Consider the following 18,189-nt stretch of genomic DNA (forward strand, 5'->3'; position numbering starts at 1 on the left):
AATCATGCAATGAGCCGTTTTTTTGGTGAGATCCGGCAAGCCGGCTACGTCGTTGACGACATCGAGAAGGCCATGGATTATTGGAGCCGCGAGCTCGGCATCGGGCCGTGGTTCTATAATCCGCGGGTTCCAATCGTGAACTACCACTATCGCGGCAAGGCCTATGAGCCGCACAATTCGGTGGCGCTGGCCAATTCCGGTCCGCTGCAGATGGAGCTGATCCAGATCCGCAACGATGCGCCGTCGATGTATGCCGACTTCCTGAAAGCCGGACATAAGGGTCTGCAGCACGTCGCCTATTGGACCGAAGACTACGACGCCGATCTGTCCCGTCTCGAAGCCGAGGGTTTCAAGCCGGTCATGAGCGGCGAAGTCGGCGCGCGCGGTCGCTTCGTCTATTTCGATACGGAGTATCATCCGGGAACGGTGATCGAATTGTCTGAAGTCTCGGGACCCAAGGGCAAGATGTTCGATCTCATCCGCGCAGCCGCCAAGGACTGGGACGGGCGCGACCCCGTCCGTCCCTTCCCCGATCTTACCAAGCTCTAGATTGTCTGCACTCCCGTGACGCAAAATCCCGTTCGCATCGAAGCCGACTATCTGATCGAAACGCCGGAAGATCCGCGTCTTGCCGCGGAAACCATGGCGGGCGAGCAGTCGAGCGGCACCTTCGTTGCGGTGCCCGGCGAAACGCCGGAGCTGAAGGCGCGTGCGGCCGCCCGAGTCGAGAGCATCGAGTTGCTTGATGCGATCTCCGCGCCGTCGCTCCCGGTCGCCCGCCCGATCAACCCCGATGGCCCCTGGAATCGCGCGCGCGTGACGTTGTCATGGCCGCTCGACAATATCGGCGCGTCACTGCCCAATCTGGTCACGGCGATCGCCGGCAATCTCTGGGAGTTGCGCCAGCTGACCGGCCTGCGCCTGCTCGATCTGCGACTGCCGCTCGCGTTTGCCGCCGCCTATCCCGGACCAAAATTCGGCGTCGCCGGCACGCGCGCGCTGACCGGCGTCAGCGGCCGTCCGCTGATCGGCACCATCATCAAGCCGAGCATCGGGCTCAGCCCCACCGAGACGGCCAATCTGGTCGCCACGCTCTGCGAGGCCGGCATCGACTTCATCAAGGACGACGAGCTGCAATCGGACGGCGCCTATTGTCCGTTCGACGCGCGTGTGCGCGCCGTGATGCGCGTCGTCAACGACCACGCTGATCGAACCGGCAAGAAGGTCATGATCGCCTTCAACCTGACCGGCGAGATCGACCAGATGCGCCGCCGGCATGATCTGGTGCTCAGCGAGGGCGGCACCTGCGTGATGGCGAGCATCAACTCGGTCGGGCTCGCCGGCATGGTCGAGCTCGGCCGCCACACGCAGCTCCCCGTTCATGCGCATCGCAACGGCTGGGGCGCGCTAAACCGTCATCCGGCACTCGGCTGGGACTATACGGCCTGGCACAAGATCTGGCGGCTGGCCGGCGCCGACCACATGCACGTCAACGGCATCGGCAACAAGTTCAGCGAGACCGATGACAGCGTGGTCACATCCGCAAAGGCGGCGCTGACGCCGATGTTCGCGCACAAGCCGTGCGTCGCGATGCCCGTGTTCTCCTCGGGCCAGACGCCGGCTCAGGCCGCGCCGACCTGGCGCGCACTCGGCTCGACAGATCTGATCTTCGCAGCAGGCGGCGGCATTCTCGCCCATCCCGATGGACCTGCCGCCGGCGTTGCCGATTTGCGCGCAGCATGGGATGCCGCGATGGCGAGCCCGCAGCCGTGAGCGGCGCATCCACCCTGCCCGACGGTCCACTCGTTGCTTTCTATGGCGACGATTACACCGGCTCGTCGGCGGCGATGGAGGCCCTCACCTTCGCGGGCCTGCCGACAATCCTGTTCCTCGAACCTCCAACGCCCGAACGTCTTGCGTCCGCCAGCCAGTTCCGCGGCATCGGCATCGCCGGCACGGCGCGCGCGAAGGATCCGGCCTGGATGGAGCAAAACCTGCCGCCGGCTTTCGCGGTGCTCGCAGGTATCGGCGCGCCGATCGCACACTACAAGGTGTGCTCGACCTTCGACTCCTCGCCGCAGATCGGCTCGATCGGGCGTGCGATCGATCTCGCCGTGCCGCAGCTCGGCGGCGCCTGGCATCCGCTCCTCGTGGGATCGCCGGCGATGGGCCGCTATCAGATATTCGGCCATCTGTTCGCGGCCGTGAATGGCGTCGGCCATCGTCTCGACCGGCACCCGACCATGTCGCGTCATCCGGTGACGCCGATGGACGAGTCCGATCTCGGCCGACATCTTGCAAAACAGACGGCGCGATCGATCGGACTGATCGACTTCGTCACCATGGCCAATGGCGGCGCGGATCTGGCGCTGATGCGCGCGAGGGGCGCCGGCACCGAGATCATCTCGCTCGACGTGTTCGACCAGGCCTCGCTGATCGAAGCCGGCCGCCTGATCTGGGAATATCGCGGCGAGCGGCTCTTTGTCGCCGGCTCGCAAGGCGTCGAGCAGGCGCTGGTCGCCTATTGGCGGTCGACGGGCCTGATTGCCGACAGCAAGCCCGATCTGCGCCTTGCCGGCGTCGAGCGCATCGCGTGCGTCTCCGGCTCCTGCTCGCCTGTCACCGCCGCGCAGATCGCCCATGCCGCGGACAACGGCTTCGATATCGAGCGGCTCGATGCGACGCGCGCCGTCGACGCGGCTGAATGGACCAGGGAGATCGGCCGCGCTGCCGAACGCGCGCTCGCAGCGCTCGCGTCGGGGCGCGATGCGCTCCTGATCACCGCAAGCGGCCCCGACGATCCCGCCGTCGGTGCGCTCAACGCGGCCGTCGAGGCGAGCGGCGCAACGGCGAGTGCAGTGAACGAGCGCATCGGCGCGGGGCTCGGCCAGGCGCTGGACTCCATTCTGAAAACCGCGCGGCTCCCGCGCGCCGTGGTCGCCGGCGGCGACACGTCCGGCCATGCGCTGCAGGCGATGGGCATCTATGCGCTGACCGCGATCGCCCCTCTCGCGGAAGGCGCGCCGCTCAACCGCGCATCATCGGATCGCGCGCATGCGAACATCGAGATCGCGCTCAAGGGCGGACAGGTCGGCGGGATCGATCTGTTCTGCCGGGCGAGGGACGGCGGTTAGCCGTCACCGCTAGGCGATCGTGAACTGGCCGACATTGGCCGTGAACCGCGGCTTCAACGGACCGGCGGGATCAGGGCGCGCAGGATGTCGGGCTTCCAGGCCTGACGGGCGCTGTCAAAGGCCGCGAAATCATGATCGAACTGCCAATAGGCCCATGCCCAGCCACGTCTGTCGGCACTTCGCGCCACGAACGACAGGTATCTCTGGCGACTCTCGGATGGCGCCCGTTCGTAGACCCCGAACTCGCCGAGATAAATCGGGCGCTTCTCCCGCTCCGACCACCGGCTGACCTTCTCGAAATCAGCGGCCGCCTTGGCTTCGTCGTCCGGACTGCCCCAATCCAGCGGCCCGATGCGCGCGAACGTCTCGGACCATGGCGCCCCCTGATGCGTGAAGCGTATCGGCGCGTAATAATGAAAGGTGACGATGAGATTCCTGTCGCCGGCGGGGAGAGCCAGATCGTCGATGGGAATCTCGTCCGTGTTGAGAACGGCAGCAATGACCCGCCGCTCGGGGTTGTTGCGGCGGATGATGCCGATACATTCGTTGAGGAGCGAATTCCAGCTGGCGGACGTCATCTGTCCCCCCGGCTCGTTCAAGACCTCGAAGACGAGCCCGGGATATCTTCCGGCATAGCGCTCGGCGATCTGCCGCCAGAATGCCCTGAGCTTCTCGCCGCATTCGGATACATCACGCTGACAGACATGCGTGTCGTGTTCGTCGAGGATGGGAACGAGTTTCCTGGCGAGGATTTCCTCGATGACGGCATCAAGCCTTCTCAGCACGACCTCATCCAGCACATTCCCGCGATCCATGAACTTGAAACCGAAGAAATTGATCCTGACGTGCGAGAATCCGGCCTTTCTGATCGCCGTCAAATTGTCCAGACGGAACGGCGCGTTCTGGCCGCCCTCCCAGATTCCGTCATAACCGAGAATGTTGATCCCGCGTCCCAATTTTGCCGCATCACGAGGCACGACCTGCCCGGCGCCATGGGCGTCGGAGAAGAGCGATGCGAAGACGAAAGCCGCTGCGGCAAGATTGAAGCGTCTCGACCAACGAGCGCGGAGGGCGGTCATCTTGCTTCCATTCCGTAAGGGTTAGAAATCAGTCTCCGGCACCGGCCTGCACGTTGCAAGGAGGAACGCCACGAGGAGCACCGACGTGAACATGGTCGAGCGAAGGAACGTCGTCTCGGTGAAATTGGTCTGAAAGCTGAGGGCGACAAATCCGATGATGAGGGCACAGTGCGCCCGGTGGATCGATCGTGCAGAAATCAAATAGAGAACCTTGTTCGAGAACAGAAGAACACTCGCGGCGAAAAGCGCGTAGCCCAGAAACCCCGTTTCCATCAGAATCGCGATATAGCCGCTATGATAGTTGTCGAGCACCCAACCGTGGTTCTGCTCGAAATAATCGTAGATCGACGGGATCGTCCAGAAACCGTTGATTCCGAAGCCGAGCAGCGGCGCATCGTCGAAATGGCTTATCGCGTAGTGCCAGATGAAGGTCCGTTCGGTAAAATTGACGGTCGCATCGCCAATGTGGATGGCGTCGTATCCCGTCGCGTAAAAATAGACGATCAGGAGGCCGGCCATAACGCACATGACGAACGGCAGGATCGCATAGAGCCTCATGCAGCCGACCGACCACATCGACGTCACGAGCAGCGCACAAGCCGCCAGGGCGACAGCACCGGCGCCGCGCGATTCCGACGCGAGGACGCAGGTCGACGCCAGCAGGAACGCGACGAGGAACGCCAACCACCCCTGCCCCGTCATCTTCCGGTAGCAGGAGAAAAACATCAGATACGCGCCGACAAAGCCCAGCGTCTGCTTCGATTCATAGACGCCCTGCCATTGACCATTGTGCATCCAGCTATGATCTATCCCGATATCGGGCACGGCGAGTGCGCAAAGCGCCGATGCGGCGACCAATATGAAGAGCCCGGAGGATGTCGCCTTCACGACATCGTCGATATCGATCCGCGTGATCATACAGAACGCGCCAAACGTCGTCATTGCAAGAGCGGCGCTCTTCATGATGGCTGCGGCATTCAGAGTGGTCCACAACACCGAGACAACCGCCAACGTGTAGAATGCGAGGAGCGCGATCAGATCAGGGTTGAACGCCAACTGCAGACGCGGGCGCACGAACGCGCTTGCGTAGATCAGGACGCTCCACATCAGGAGTGCGACCGCCTGTTGCAGATAAGTCAGTCCCGCCGGCAGTATCGCCGTATTGAATGTCCCCATCGACGCGACGACATTGACGGTGATCGATACGCAGATGACGAGCCTGGCGATCTTCTCAACGCCGGCACTGCGCGTCTTCCAGATCGCGCTCGTGAGTGCCTCGGAGTCTCTCTCGGTCTGCAGGATCGCCATGAGGTGACTTTCCCTTAAGCTTGGTTAATTATCTGCTACTGCGGGTTGATCTCCCGAGCCCCGGCACCACGAAATCTCGACACTTCGGGGGATCGATAACGATACGGCGCCTGCTCGATGCGTTAATGCAAATCGCACCCCGCTGGTGCCTCGGCCGTCACGACCCTGCTATACAAGCGCGGGATCCGGCTCGATCGACTTCTCCGGGTTATCTGGTTTCCGTGGTCACGCATGAATAAGCCGAGCAATACATTCGATATCGCCATCGAGCAGGCGTTCGACTTCCTGTCTCCGGAATACGCGGCGCTGTTCGACAGCTCTGCGGCGACCGCATTTCAGCATCCGCTCTGGCTGGACAGCCTCTACGCCAGGCTCGCATCCCATGCAGGCGCGACGCCGCTGGTCGTCGTGGTCCGCCGCCGTACGACGGGGGCGCTGGCGATGGTGCTGCCCCTGCTCCGGATCCGCCGCGGCCCGATCCGCACCATCGAATTCGCCGATCTGCGCGTATCCGACTATCTGGCGCCGGTCTGCAGCGCCGAGGTGTTTGCCAGCCTGCTGGAGGACGAAGCGGCCTGCGCGGAGATCCGGCGCCTCGTCCGCCCGTTCGACCTGCTCCGCATGACCAAGCTGCCCGCCGGACGGCTTCCGATCGAGAGCTTACTCGGCGCGCCACGCCGGGTCTCGATGGAGACGAACGCCTACGCGACCGTTCTCGTCGCCCCGTTCGAGCAATGGCGTGCCAGCGCGCTGGATCGCTCCTATCAGAAGGAGCTCGCCAAGAAATATCGCCAGCTCCAGAAGAAGGGAGCATTGAGCTTCTCATGCTGCGACGACAGCGCCTCGATCTCCGAGGCGATGGACGCGATGAAGCAATATCGCGGCCCGCGCTTTCACGCCCAGGGCGACGGCGACCTGCTCCAGCGCCCCGAATATTACAGCTTCTATTCTGACGTGGCGGCCCGCGGTCTCGGCTCGTTCGTCCGACTCTACGCCATGAAGATGGACGGCGGCGTGATCGCCGCCGTGCTCGGACTGCGCCATCGCGGCAGCTTCCTCGTCATCATGAGCGCCTTCGATATCGACGGGTACAAGAGCCAATCCCTGGGCTCTCTGATGTTCGAGCAAGTGGCGAGGGATTGCATCGAGCGCGGCGATCAGATGCTCGACTTCACGATTGGCGACGAGCCGTACAAGAAATTGTTCGGCGGCCAGCCTTCGCCGATGTGGATGGTCACGCAGGCCGGCAGCACCGCAGGCGCCATCAGCCTGTTCGCGCTGAAGCAGGCTCCCTGGCTCAAACTGGCGGCCAAGCGGCTGTCGGATTTCAGGCTCCTGCCGGCCCGTACCCCGACGCCCACACGCTAACCGAAGCGCAAGCTAGGGAGCACAGAACTCAGGCGCGCAACGCGCCGCGGACGCGTCCGAGCCAGCCCGGATGCATCTGATCGACACGATGCGCTAGACTGCGCCGCAGGAAGTGCAAGCGCCGCCGCACATCCCATTCGATATCGTTGCGGGACGTCAGGGCCTGACGGAAGCGCGCCATTTTCAGCGACCGCTGGTCTGCCGCGAGCTTGTCGGGATCGGAATAGAACTGCGAGATCTTCTCCGTGCCCATGCCGGCGCTTGCGAGCCAGCGCGGCGCGTACTCCGTGCAAAGGCGATCGACGTCCACCAGGAGGCGGGCGACGCCCGTGCCGGCGGCGGGACAATTGGTCTGGAACGCATCGCCGATGAGGACGATTCCGGGCTGAAGGTGTCCCTCCACCACGGTCAGATCCATCACCCAGTTCTGCACCTTGTCGGTCACGTGGAAATCGCCGAGGTAAGGCCGCAGTCCCGGCAGCAGCCGCAGGACGGTCGCTTCCGGTTCGCGGCGCAGCTCGCGCATAATCGGATCGGTCGGGTCGCGGAACATGAACAGATTGGCCCGCATGCCTGATGGCACCGGGAACAGGCTGAGATAGTCGATGCCGTCAGCGGTGCGCTCGCCGTAACAGGTCAGCGCCTCGAAATCGAACGGCGTGCCATCGCGGCGCGCGATCGTGAAGCCGAACGACACCGAATGGCGCTCGGCCAGCACGCGCCGCTTGATGCCGAGCTTGTAGCCGAGCGCTCCCGCCATGCCTGTGGCGAGCACGACGAGCCGCGCGTCCAGGCGCCGTCCGGACGCAAGCTCGATATGCTGGACATCGTCGCTGGGTCTGATTGCGGTGACTTCGTCGACGATCAGATTGGACGGATCAGGCAGCTGGCCGCGCGCCATGGCAACGAGGCCGGCATAGGAAAACCCGTAAGCCTGGCCGACGCTGACATCGACGACCTTGCCTTCCCGGATATTGAGCACCCGGTCATACCGGCAGGCGACGTTCTCGAGCGCATGGAGGAAGCCCAGCTTGCGGAACATCTCGAGCTGCTGGCCACCGAGCTTCTCGACCCGGAATTCGTCTGGATGTACCGCGCGCTTGTCGACGAGTGCGACGCGATGCCCCGCCCGCGCAAGCACGGACGCGGCGAGCGATCCCGCAAGGCCGCCGCCGACGATCGCAATGTCTGCGACGATGGCCGCAGTCGCGGCTGCATCGCTCGGCTCGGTCACGGGTCTATCCGTCGTCATGGTTTAGGGCTCCACGGTTAACGGTGGTTCCATGTGCAATTCCCTCGCCTGATGTCGTATCGCAGAGCCAAACGCGATCATTTCCGGCGATTGAGGTTAACGGGTCGCCGGACACATCCGTCCCGGCACGCGCCTTGCTCAGAACGACCTCGAAATACTGCTGTCTCGTCAGACCAAGCGTCCGAATTCGTTCCAGAGAGGCCATTCCAATGCTCGAACAGCCGCAGGCTGGCCGGCTTCGCCCCGCATCTTGCACCGGCACGACATCGCGCCGCTTTTCGATCGAGCCGGTGCCAGCTCAATCTGGCACATCGGGGACGCGGCTGTTCCGCAGTGAAGCAGCGGCGTACGACCTTCGTCGACCTTGGACGACGGGACCTGAAGACCGCGCATTAACACTCGCATTTTTCCGGCATGCTAGGCTCTCGCCGTCCTTGCAACGCCCATCTTCGGGGAACGCTCCGCATCTTCGATGATCGATTCCATTGTTCAATTTCTGCGGCGTGACGTCACGCGCGGTGTCGTCGGGACCATCCTGCTGAAGGTTGGTAGCGGCGCGCTCGCGTTTGCGTTGTTCTCGCTGGCGGCGCGAACGATGACGCCCGATGGATTCGGTATCTTTGCGACCTGGCTTTCGGTTGCCCAGATCGCCGCAGTCGTAGGACTGGTCGGTCAGGAAGCATTGCTGGTGCGATTCCTGAACGAGTATGAGGTCGGCGACAGGCCCGACCTCACCAAGGGCCTCCTGCTCTCCAGCTTCAGGATTTCCGCCGTCGCGATGCTGATCGCGATCGCCGCGGTTGCGCTGGTTGCGCACTTCAGAGGGGATTTGTGGCTGCTGATCCTCGCCGTCTCGGCCTACACCGCCGTGAGTGCTGGATTGATGCTCGGCAGCCAGATCGCGCGTTCGCTGGTCAGCATTATCATGGGCGAAGGCAACCGCGAGTTCTTCTGGCGGGTTTTCGTCGTGCTGTTTCTGCTCGCCATGCTGTTCGGGCATCGGCAGCTCGATCCCGCCGAGCTGATCGCCGCAATGACGATTGCGATGTCGGTGGGCCTCGTCGCACAGATCATTGCGATCGTACGGGCGCTGCCGGATTTGCGCGCGACTGCAGCGAATTCCGAAGCAACACGCTGGCGATCGAGCGCGCTGCATTTCTGGCTTGCGTCCATCCTTGAAGTCGCGAACCAGTATTTCGACGTCATTCTGGTCTACTGGATGCTCGATCCGGCGACCGCCGGCATCTACTTCGCGGCGTCACGCCTCGCCAACATCTTTGCCATGCTCTCCGCCGCGCTGTACTCGTTCGGCGCGCGCCGGCTTCCTTCGCTCTACTTCAGCAAAAATCACCGGGAATTCGAGCGGACGCTGCAGCTCATGGCGGAAGTGACCGCACTTTGCGTGGTCGCAGGCCTCGCCATGATCTGGATCGGCGGCCCCTATCTCCTCAACCTGTTCGGGCCTCATTTCACCGAGCAGCACTCGGTGCTGATCGTGCTGGCGATCGGAACGGCCATCCAGGCCGCGGGCGGTCCGTCGGCGGCGATCCTGCAATTGACCGGCCATGAACGCATCTACGTCCCCGTCGTCGCCGCAAATGTCGCGTTGAGACTGGTCGGATTCCTCGTCCTGATCCCCTGGCTCGGCGTGCTTGGCGCGGCGATTGCGGCCACCGTGTCGCTGGCGCTCACGACCATCGCGCTCAATATCTTGTGCCGGCGGCGAACCGGGGTCGATCCTTCGGTTCTCGTGCTGTTGCGCTTCTCGGCGTGGCGACGCGGCCGCTATGCGGTTCGCGGCGCCGACTCCGCCGAATAGGCGTCAACCGTACGATCGGCTTGGCTGATCCGCGACGGCGCGCGCGTCCCGTTGGTTAACGCGCTCGCTGCGCACCATCCGGGAACCAGCAGAATTCCCGCGAGAACGCGGCAATCGGCGGCTCGCGCATTAACTCCGTTTGTTGCTAGTCGGTGTCTGCCCGATGCCTGCATGATAGGTACGGGGTTAAGAAGGTGAAGATTTCGTTTCTTTAGCGGTCGGGATCCGTGCTCCACTACCAGCCGAACAAGGAATTGGGCGAGACGACCGCGACAGAACTCGCGCGGCTGAACGGCAGCGAACGAAAGCTGCACGTCCTTCTCGTACAGACCCAGGCCGAGAACGCGGGCGCGCAGGAGATCTCCAGGCTGCTCGGCGCCGGCCTCTCCGCGCGCGGCCATCGCGTCTCCAACCTGTTTTTCTTCCGCAAATCGGATTCGTTCGACGAGCCGCCCGAGACGTTCTATTGCGCACCGAGCCGGCCGGGCAATCCGGTTGCGCTGCTGCGGATGCTGTGGACGCTTGGCGGTCAGATCAGAGCCACGCGCCCCGACGCGGTCCTGACCTTCCAGCATTTCGGCAACGTCATCGGCGCGGGCGTGACGCGCCTCGTCAGCCGCGCCCCTGTCGTCGCCAACCAGGTTTCATCCGCGCTGTCGATGAGCTGGCCGATCCGCACGGCCGACATCGTCATGGGCAGCGTCGGCTTCTTCGATCGCATCACGCTGAACTCAAAGGACATGGAGCGCGAGTATTCGCGCTACCCGCAGGCCTACCGGTCGCGCATGGTGCATGTCCCGCACGGCTTCGAGGACAAGGCCCTCATCCTGCCGAAGAGCGCCGCACGACAGAAATTCAACCTGCCGCCGGACCGCGTCCTGCTCGGCTGCGCGGCGAGGCTGCATCCGCACAAGCGGCTCGATGCGGCGATACGCCTCCTGCCGGACGAGCCGTCCTGGCACCTTGCACTCGCCGGCCAGGGCGCCGACGAAGCGCGACTGCGGCAGCTTGCGGACGATTTGAAGGTCTCGGACCGATTGCATCTGCTCGGCGAAATCGCGCCACGCCAGATCGCGGATTTTCTCGCCTGTCTCGATATATTCGTGTTTCCGACGCAGGCCGAGACCTTTGGCCTCGCCGCCGTCGAGGCCGCCAACGCCGGCGTTCCCTCGGTCGTCACCGATCTTCCCGTGCTGCGCGAGGTGCTGTCCTTCGAAGGAAAGCCCACTGCCCTCTTTGTCGATGCTTCAGATCAAGCGAAGCTGTCGGCTGCCGTCTCCAGACTTCTGACCGACCAAGCACTGAGCGACGAACTGCAAAAGAATGCCAAAGGCCTTAGGTTGCGCTATTCGGTCGATGCGATGGTTGAGGAATACGTTCAAATCCTCAATCGGGTCGTCTGAGCCGATGCGTTGGAATAGGTTGGCTCGACATGATCATCGAGTTTCGCTGCGAACGTGACCATGCGCGGCGGTGGATGCACCGCCAGACGCTGTCGATCGACGGCCGGGACGTTCCGGTTCAAATCGCGTTGACTGCAACGGTGGAGCCACGGCCCGCGGGGCTCGACGCCCTGTTCGAGCTCGAGCGCGTGGTGCTGCGTAAAGGCAGGCACAGCGGCGCCGACGGGCTGAAGATCGATCCGGAACAGACGCAGGCCCGCACCGGCACGGCCGATGTGATCGTCGATTTCACCAGCGTCGCGCGCGATCCGGACTGTTCGGCCCGGCTGTATCTCCGCCCGTTGTTCAACGGAACTGCAGGTGAAAACGCGGCACTCGCGGCGATTCTCGCCGGCGACCTGCCCGTCATCGAGATCGTCAACGAGATCGACGGCGCGGTGCTCGATCGCGGCCATCCCTCCGCAGAAATCGCCGCCGGTTTGAGCGGTGGGCTCGAAACGGTCATGGTGCGAACCCTGACCATGGTGGCGGCCATCCTGTCGGGACGGCCGCGTATCGTGCCTCAGCTGGCACGCCAGGCCCGAGCCGGCAACGGCCGGCCGCCGGCGGCCTATGTCGTGCGCGGCCTCGCCGTATCGATCGCCAAGGAGATCTACCGCCTCTGCTGCTATGCGCCGCATTGGCATGTCGGATGGCGCTTCAATGATGGCGCGGGTGTCTGGCAGACGGGAGATCTCTCCGGGCCTGGCTGGAACGTCCTCGCCGATCCCGGAAATCATTTCTACGCCGATCCCTTCCCGATCACATGGCAGGGACGAACATTCGTCTACTTCGAAGATCTCGATCATCGGGTTGGAAAAGGCATCATTTCGGCAGTCGAGTTCGGCGACGCCGGCCCGGTCGGCGAGGTCGTGTCCGTGCTGGAAGAATCCTGGCACCTGTCCTATCCGTTCCTGATCGAGGACAATGGCGAGTTGTGGATGATCCCGGAGAGCTCGCTCCACGGGGACGTCGCGCTCTACAAATGCATTCGGTTTCCGGACAAATGGGAACGACACGCCACGCTGCTCTCAGGCCTCGAACTGGCCGATGTGACCATCACGCAGCACAACGGTCTGAACTACTTGTTCGGAGCCTGGCGAGACGGAACCGGCGGCTATTCGGATTCGCTGGCGATCTATTACGCCGAGCACCTGCTCGGCCCCTGGTTGCCCCATGCCAGCAACCCGGTCCTGATCGATCGCGCAAGTGCGCGACCCGCGGGGAATTTCGTCACCATCGATGGCAAATTGTGGCGGCCGGTGCAGGATTGCGCCGACGGATATGGCGCCGCGCTCGGCCTCGCGGAAGTGATCGAACTGTCTCCGACGACATTCAAGCAGGTCGTCCGCCACTCCCTCAGGCCCGGACCGGCATGGCCCGGCAGAAAGCTGCACACGCTGAACCGCTGCGGCCGGCTCGAGGTGATCGACGGATCGCGTGTTCAACCCAAGACCCGGGCCTTCGCAAGCAAATTTCCATCGGTCGTCTTGTCCCCGCGAACCAGTCCCCACACCGCCTGTTAGCGCGTGGCACGACGGACGGCGTGGATCACAACGCCGCCCGTCATCTCGTGTTTCGACCGCTCGCGCGGGAGGCGGCGTTCTACTGAGAACGATCCGAGGTCCAGCCCTTGTACTCGGCGACGTTGTCCCTGGTCACGAGCTTCGAAGGCAGGAGCTCGACGGTCGAGGCCGGCTTCTGGCCATTGAGAATGCCGACGCCCACCTGCACCGCGCGCCGCGCCATGAAGAACGGGTCCTGCGAAGCGGACGCCTGGACCTGCGGCGCCGCCGGATCCTTCAGCGCGGCCTCGATGTCGGGCGCGCCATCGACCGCGGTGATGACGATGCCGCTGCGGCCTTGCTGGCGCGCCGCGAGATCGGTGCCGATCGCCTGCGGATCGTTGATGGCGAAGATGGCGTCGATCTTGGAAAAGCGCGTCAGATAGCCCTGCGCGATGGTGAGACCGCCTTCACGCGAGCCTTTGCCGTCCTGGTCGCTGGACAACACCTTGATCCCGGGATTCTTCGAGAGAACGTTCTTGCAGCCGACGACGCGATCGATCACGGCCGAGACCTGCGGCCCGTTCTCGATGATGACGTCGCCCTTGCCCCCCAGCTTGTCGACGATGTACTGGCATGAGATCTCGCCGGCCTGCACGTTGTTCGTGGTTATGGTGGCGTCGGCGCCTTCGGCCGCGGTGTCGACCGCGACGACCACGATGCCCGCCGCCTGCGCCTTCTTGATCGCCGGCCCGATCGCCTTGGGATCGCCGGGATTCAACAGGATCAGGTCGACGCCGGCGGCAATGAAATTGTCGATCTGGGTGACCTGCTTGCCGAGGTCGTATTCGAAGCCGACCGTCGTGATCTTCACATTGGGATTGGTCTTCCTGGCCTCGAACTCGGCGCCCTTCGACAGCGCGACGAAGAACGGATTGCCCATCGACCCCAGCGAGACGCCGATCGACTTGAGTTCCTTGGCGAAGGATGGCGCGGTGCTTAGGGCAAGCGCCATCGCGGCGCCGGCGAACGTGATCGTCTTCAACATTGGCTTCCTCCCTGGTCTGTATTCTTATCCGGCACGGCAGACCAGTTGCCGCAGCGGAACCTCGCATCACACCATGCGCACTCAGGTGCGCGCCGAACCCATTCAGGTTCTGGCGGAGCCCTGCAGCCGGTAGCGGTCCAGCGCCACGGCGCCGATGATCACCAGGCCCTTGATCACATATTGCCAGATGTCCGAGACGCCGACGAGGATCAGGCCGTTTGACAGGACGGCGATGATCAGCGCGCCAACCAGCGTGCCCCAGATCGAGCCGATGCCGCCGACGAACGACGTGCCGCCGAGGATCACGGCGGTAATCGCATCGAGCTCGTAGGACTGACCGAGCTGGAGACCGTTGGCCGCATAGAGCCGCGCCGCCTGCATGGCGCCGCCGAGCCCGGCGAAGAGTCCCGAGATGCCGTAGACGAAGATCAGCACGGCCCAGACCTTGATGCCGGCAAGCCGCGCCGCGCTTTCATTGCCACCCACCGCATAGATGTGCACGCCGAGGACGGTCCGGCGCAGCACCAGCCAGGAGACGAGGATGACGAGCAAGGCGATCACCGAGAGCCACGGGATCGACGCGACGCCGGGAATGAGCGTCAGCGAGCCGTTGCCAATGAAGGCATAGGGAATGGAAGGATTAAAGACGGTGGTGTCGGCCCCGAGCAGTCGCGCCAGGCCGCGTACGGCGGTGAGAGAGCCGAGCGTGACGATGAAAGGCGGCAGGCGGAGGAGTGCAATGAGCGCGCCGTTGATGACGCCGAAGCCGAGGCCCGTGAGCAGCGCGGCCGGCAGCCACAGCATCCCGAGCTCCGGCAGCTTGGAGAGCGTCAACCCGGCCATCGCGGACGCCGCCAGGATCGAGCCGACGGAGAGGTCGATGCCGCCGGTGAGGATGACGAAGGTCATGCCTGCGGCGAGCACGGTGTTCACTGCGGCCTGCTGCAACACGATGCCGAGATTTTGTCCGGTGAAGAAGCGGCCCTCCGACAGAAAATGGAAGCCGCCGCACAAGATCAACAACACCGGCAACATGCCGGCGGCGCGGATCAGAAGCCTTATGCGCTGACGCTTCGTCTCTTGTGCGGCCGCGAGGCCCGCGGCGGCGGCGGCGTCCGTCTTTGAAGAGCCGTCATGCATCGAGTTGCTCCATCCCCGTGGCGAGCGCCATGATGTCTTCCTGGTTCAGGGGCGACGTCGCGCCACGCTCGATTTCACCGGCGATATGTCCTGCCCGCATGACGACGACGCGGTCGCAGATGCCGATGATCTCGGGCAGATCGGACGAGATGACGAGGATTGCGGTGCCGGATTTGGCAAGATTGTCGATGATCGAATAGATCTCGGACTTGGCGCCGACATCCACGCCGCGGGTCGGCTCATCGAGGATCAGGACCTTTGGCGTGGTCGCAAGCAGGCGCGACAGCAGCACCTTCTGCTGGTTGCCGCCGGACAATGCGCCGACGGTGACGTTGATATCGGCGGCACGAATACCGAGCGCCGCGAACGCCCTGTTGGCGCGATCACGGCCCTTGTCGCGGTCGAGGATGTAACCGATCCGGGCATCCCGGCCGAGCACCGCGAGGTTGATGTTGTCCAGGCATGACATGTCCAGGAACAGGCCGAGCGCCTTGCGGTCCTCGGTCAGATAGGCGACGCCGATGTCGAGCGCCTCACCCGGCGTGCGGATATCGACCGGGCGTCCCTCCAGCTCGACACGGCCGGAGGTCTTGGGCGCCGCACCAATGATGAGATGCGCAAGCTCGGTGCGACCCGCGCCGATCAGGCCGGCGAGGCCGACCACCTCGCCCGCATGCACGGTCAGCGAGCAGCCCTTGACGCGCCGGCCATCGGCCATGTCGATCGCTGCGAGCACGGGATGCCCCCGCCCCGCCTCCGGATCATGATCCTTCTTGTAGAACGAGGAGACGTCACGCCCGACCATCAGCCGAACGATGGTGTCGGCGCGGATGTCCTGCCTGTCGAGCGCCCCGACCAGCCGGCCGTCGCGTAGCACGGTGACGCGGTCGCCGAGCGCGTAGACCTCGTCCATGCGATGCGAGATGTAGATGATGGCAAGCCCCTCGGCGCGAAGCTGGCGGATCAGCGCGAACAGCCGCGCGCTCTCGCCGGCCGACAACGCCGTGGTCGGCTCATCCATGATCAGGATTTTTGATCTGACGTGCAGCGCACGCGCGATCTCGACCAGTTGCCGCTGGCCCATGGAGAGGTGCGCCACCAGCGTCGACGGCAGGAAGTCTGCGCCCAGCCGTTTCAGGATGGGGCCGACGCCCTCGCGCATGGCGCCGCGTGCCAGCAAACCTGCTCGCGATAGCTCCCGGCCGAGATAGATATTCTCGGCAACTGTGAGATTGGGAGCCAACGACAGCTCCTGGTAGATGATGGAGATGCCCGCCGCGCGGCCGCCGAGCGGACCTTCGATCCGTACCGGGCTTCCTTCGATCCGGATCTCGCCGCCGGGATCGGGCCTGTAGGCGCCGGACAAGATCTTCATCAGCGTCGACTTTCCGGCGCCGTTCTCACCCATCAGGGCATGAATTTCGCCGGCATAGACGGTGAGATCGACGGAACGCAGCGCCTTGATGCCAAAGAAGGATTTTGAGACCCCACGCATCTCGAGGATCGGATCGTTCATCGTGCCTCCCGACGCACAATGCGTTTCCTACCCGCGTCTCAATCATTTTGTCAGCGCGGTTCACGCATTAAACAAAAGGCCGCGGCACAGAGCAATACCGAACACACGGGAATGCAACGTCGAGGCGATGCTAGTGGCGCGGCCGATACAGTTCGCGCCAGGCGGGAAGCCGCTCGGCATAGGCATCGACCAGTCTTGCGTCGGGTTCGAACGTCTCGATGCGCTGCGGCCGCGTGCACACGGCGGCGATCGCCTCACCGGTGACAGCAAGCCGCCCCAATCTCGCCGCACCGAACGCCGCGCCGGTCTCGCCTCCGGCAAAGCGATGGACCGGAACATTCAGCACGTTTGCCAGCACCGAGAGCCAGAACCCGGACCGTGAACCACCGCCAATGGCGTCGGCTTCCGTCATGGCGATGCCGGCATCCGCGAGCGCGTCGCGGCAATCGGCAAGCGCGAAGGCAACACCCTCGAGCACCGCCTGCACGATCGACCCGCGATCGGTGCCGTGGCTCAATCCATCCAGCATGCCGCGCACGGCGGGATCATCGTGCGGTGTCCGCTCACCCGCCAGATAAGGCAGGAAGCTTACAGGCGACGGCGCCTGCGGACGCAATCCAAGCGGCGCCAGCAACTCGGCCTCGGTGGCGCCGAACAGGCGCGCGATCCAGGCCAGGCAGGAGGCGGCCGAGAGGATCGCGCCGGCCTGAATCCACATGTCGGGAATGGCGTGGCAGAACGTATGCACCGCGCGGTCCGGGGTGGCGGCGATTTTGCTGGTCGGTGCCAGCAAGGCGCCCGAGGTTCCCAGAGACACGAACGCGGTTCCCGGCCGGATCGCGCCGATGCCGACCGCGCCTGCCGGATTGTCGCCGGCACCGCCCGCGATCACCGGCTGTCCGGTCATGCCCCAACGCCGCGCCAGCTCGCCGCGCAGCGTGGTCGCGGGCGCGCATCCCTCGACCAGACGCGGCATGTGATCGCGCGACAGGCCGGTCGCTGCCAGTGCTGCGTCCGACCAGTCCCGGCGCGCGGCGTCGAGCCACAGCGATCCCGACGCATCCGAGACGTCCTCGATGGCCTCGCCGCTCAGCACCAGGCGCAGATAGGCCTTTGGCATCAGAACGAGTTTCGTCGCCGCAAAGATCTCGGGCTCGTGCGTCGCGATCCAGAGCAGCTTCGGCGCGGTGAATCCCGGCATCGCCTTGTTGCCCGACGTCGCGCGCAAGTCGGGCCAGCGACGTTCCAGGACACGACACTCGGCGGCGGAGCGTCCGTCGTTCCAGAGGATGCAGGGCCGCAACGGTCTCGCGCTCGCATCGAGCAGCGTGGCGCCATGCATCTGCCCTGACAGTCCAATGCCTTCGACAGCCGCCAACGCGCCGGCATGCGTCGCCTTCAAGGCATCCAGCGTGGCGAAGGTCGCATCGATCCACTGCGCGGGATCCTGCTCGAAATAGCCTGATAGCGGCGAGGCGGTCGTCAACGGCCGGCTCTCGCTTGCGATCACGCGCTGGGCGCTATCGACGAGAACGGTCTTGACCGCCGAGGTGCCGAGATCGATGCCGAGATACATGG

14 protein-coding genes are annotated in these 18,189 nt (G+C 64.3%); 7 read left to right on the forward strand and 7 right to left on the reverse strand.

The window, feature by feature from the left end; translation table 11 throughout:
- Positions 1–9: 9 nt before the first annotated feature.
- The 3 genes from AB7G19_RS28810 to AB7G19_RS28820 are packed head-to-tail and all read left to right on the forward strand — an operon-like array spanning position 10 to position 3,134.
- Positions 10–549 carry a VOC family protein gene (locus tag AB7G19_RS28810; protein WP_441268561.1) on the forward strand — a complete coding sequence of 180 codons (540 nt, stop codon included), beginning with the start codon at positions 10–12 and terminating at the stop codon, positions 547–549.
- 15 nt (positions 550–564) lie between these two features.
- Positions 565–1,773, forward strand: coding sequence for a ribulose-bisphosphate carboxylase large subunit family protein (locus tag AB7G19_RS28815; RefSeq protein ID WP_441268562.1), 1,209 nt, complete (start codon positions 565–567; stop codon positions 1,771–1,773).
- Entirely contained in the window at positions 1,770–3,134 is a 1,365-nt protein-coding gene (locus AB7G19_RS28820) for a four-carbon acid sugar kinase family protein (RefSeq protein WP_441268563.1), read from the forward strand. Before AB7G19_RS28815 ends, AB7G19_RS28820 begins: the two co-directional genes overlap by 4 nt.
- 53 nt (positions 3,135–3,187) lie before the next feature.
- On the opposite strand, the gene AB7G19_RS28825 is transcribed toward AB7G19_RS28820, so the two are convergent.
- Both AB7G19_RS28825 and AB7G19_RS28830 read right to left on the reverse strand, forming a co-directional pair.
- Positions 3,188–4,213: a glycoside hydrolase family 5 protein gene (locus AB7G19_RS28825; protein WP_441268564.1), complete on the reverse strand. Its 1,026-nt coding sequence runs from the start codon at positions 4,211–4,213 to the stop codon at positions 3,188–3,190.
- A gap of 21 nt (positions 4,214–4,234) precedes the next feature.
- Positions 4,235–5,521, reverse strand: a complete 1,287-nt coding sequence (locus AB7G19_RS28830) for an O-antigen ligase family protein (RefSeq protein ID WP_441268565.1) — start codon at positions 5,519–5,521, stop codon at positions 4,235–4,237.
- 231 nt (positions 5,522–5,752) lie between these two features.
- Between AB7G19_RS28830 and AB7G19_RS28835 the strand changes: the two genes are divergently transcribed.
- The gene (locus tag AB7G19_RS28835) at positions 5,753–6,889 is read left to right on the forward strand and encodes a GNAT family N-acetyltransferase (RefSeq protein ID WP_441268566.1); all 1,137 of its coding nucleotides are present in this window, start codon (positions 5,753–5,755) and stop codon (positions 6,887–6,889) included.
- A 28-nt stretch (positions 6,890–6,917) separates the two neighbouring features.
- Here AB7G19_RS28835 and AB7G19_RS28840 read toward each other — a convergent pair whose 3' ends face one another.
- Positions 6,918–8,141 (reverse strand): FAD-dependent oxidoreductase, encoded by a 1,224-nt coding sequence (locus AB7G19_RS28840; RefSeq protein WP_441268567.1) that lies wholly within the window; start codon positions 8,139–8,141, stop codon positions 6,918–6,920.
- A gap of 472 nt (positions 8,142–8,613) precedes the next feature.
- On the opposite strand from AB7G19_RS28840, the gene AB7G19_RS28845 reads away from it, so the two are divergent.
- The 3 genes from AB7G19_RS28845 to AB7G19_RS28855 all read left to right on the forward strand — a co-directional run bounded on the left by AB7G19_RS28845 (position 8,614) and on the right by AB7G19_RS28855 (position 12,928).
- The gene (locus AB7G19_RS28845; RefSeq protein ID WP_441268568.1) at positions 8,614–9,960 is read left to right on the forward strand and encodes a lipopolysaccharide biosynthesis protein; all 1,347 of its coding nucleotides are present in this window, start codon (positions 8,614–8,616) and stop codon (positions 9,958–9,960) included.
- Positions 9,961–10,187: 227 nt separating this feature from the next.
- Entirely contained in the window at positions 10,188–11,363 is a 1,176-nt protein-coding gene (locus AB7G19_RS28850; RefSeq protein WP_441268569.1) for a glycosyltransferase family 4 protein, read from the forward strand.
- Between the two features lie 29 nt (positions 11,364–11,392).
- A complete protein-coding gene (locus AB7G19_RS28855; protein WP_441268570.1) occupies positions 11,393–12,928 on the forward strand; it encodes a glucosamine inositolphosphorylceramide transferase family protein in 1,536 nt (511 codons plus the stop codon).
- Between the two features lie 79 nt (positions 12,929–13,007).
- On the opposite strand, the gene AB7G19_RS28860 is transcribed toward AB7G19_RS28855, so the two are convergent.
- The 4 genes from AB7G19_RS28860 to xylB form a co-directional block, all read right to left on the reverse strand.
- Entirely contained in the window at positions 13,008–13,955 is a 948-nt protein-coding gene (locus tag AB7G19_RS28860; protein WP_441268571.1) for an ABC transporter substrate-binding protein, read from the reverse strand.
- A 102-nt stretch (positions 13,956–14,057) separates the two neighbouring features.
- On the reverse strand, positions 14,058–15,095 hold the full coding sequence (locus AB7G19_RS28865) for an ABC transporter permease subunit (RefSeq protein ID WP_441268572.1): 1,038 nt from the start codon (positions 15,093–15,095) through the stop codon (positions 14,058–14,060).
- Complete coding sequence (locus AB7G19_RS28870) at positions 15,088–16,611, reverse strand: sugar ABC transporter ATP-binding protein (protein ID WP_441268573.1); 1,524 nt, start codon at positions 16,609–16,611, stop codon at positions 15,088–15,090. The genes AB7G19_RS28865 and AB7G19_RS28870 overlap by 8 nt, the downstream gene beginning before the upstream one ends.
- 130 nt (positions 16,612–16,741) lie before the next feature.
- Entirely contained in the window at positions 16,742–18,187 is a 1,446-nt protein-coding gene (gene xylB, locus AB7G19_RS28875) for a xylulokinase (RefSeq protein ID WP_441268574.1), read from the reverse strand.
- Positions 18,188–18,189: the final 2 nt, after the last annotated feature.

The sequence above is a fragment of the Bradyrhizobium sp. 215_C5_N1_1 genome (assembly GCF_052075935.1).
Taxonomy (GTDB): Bacteria; Pseudomonadota; Alphaproteobacteria; order Rhizobiales; family Xanthobacteraceae; genus Bradyrhizobium; species Bradyrhizobium barranii.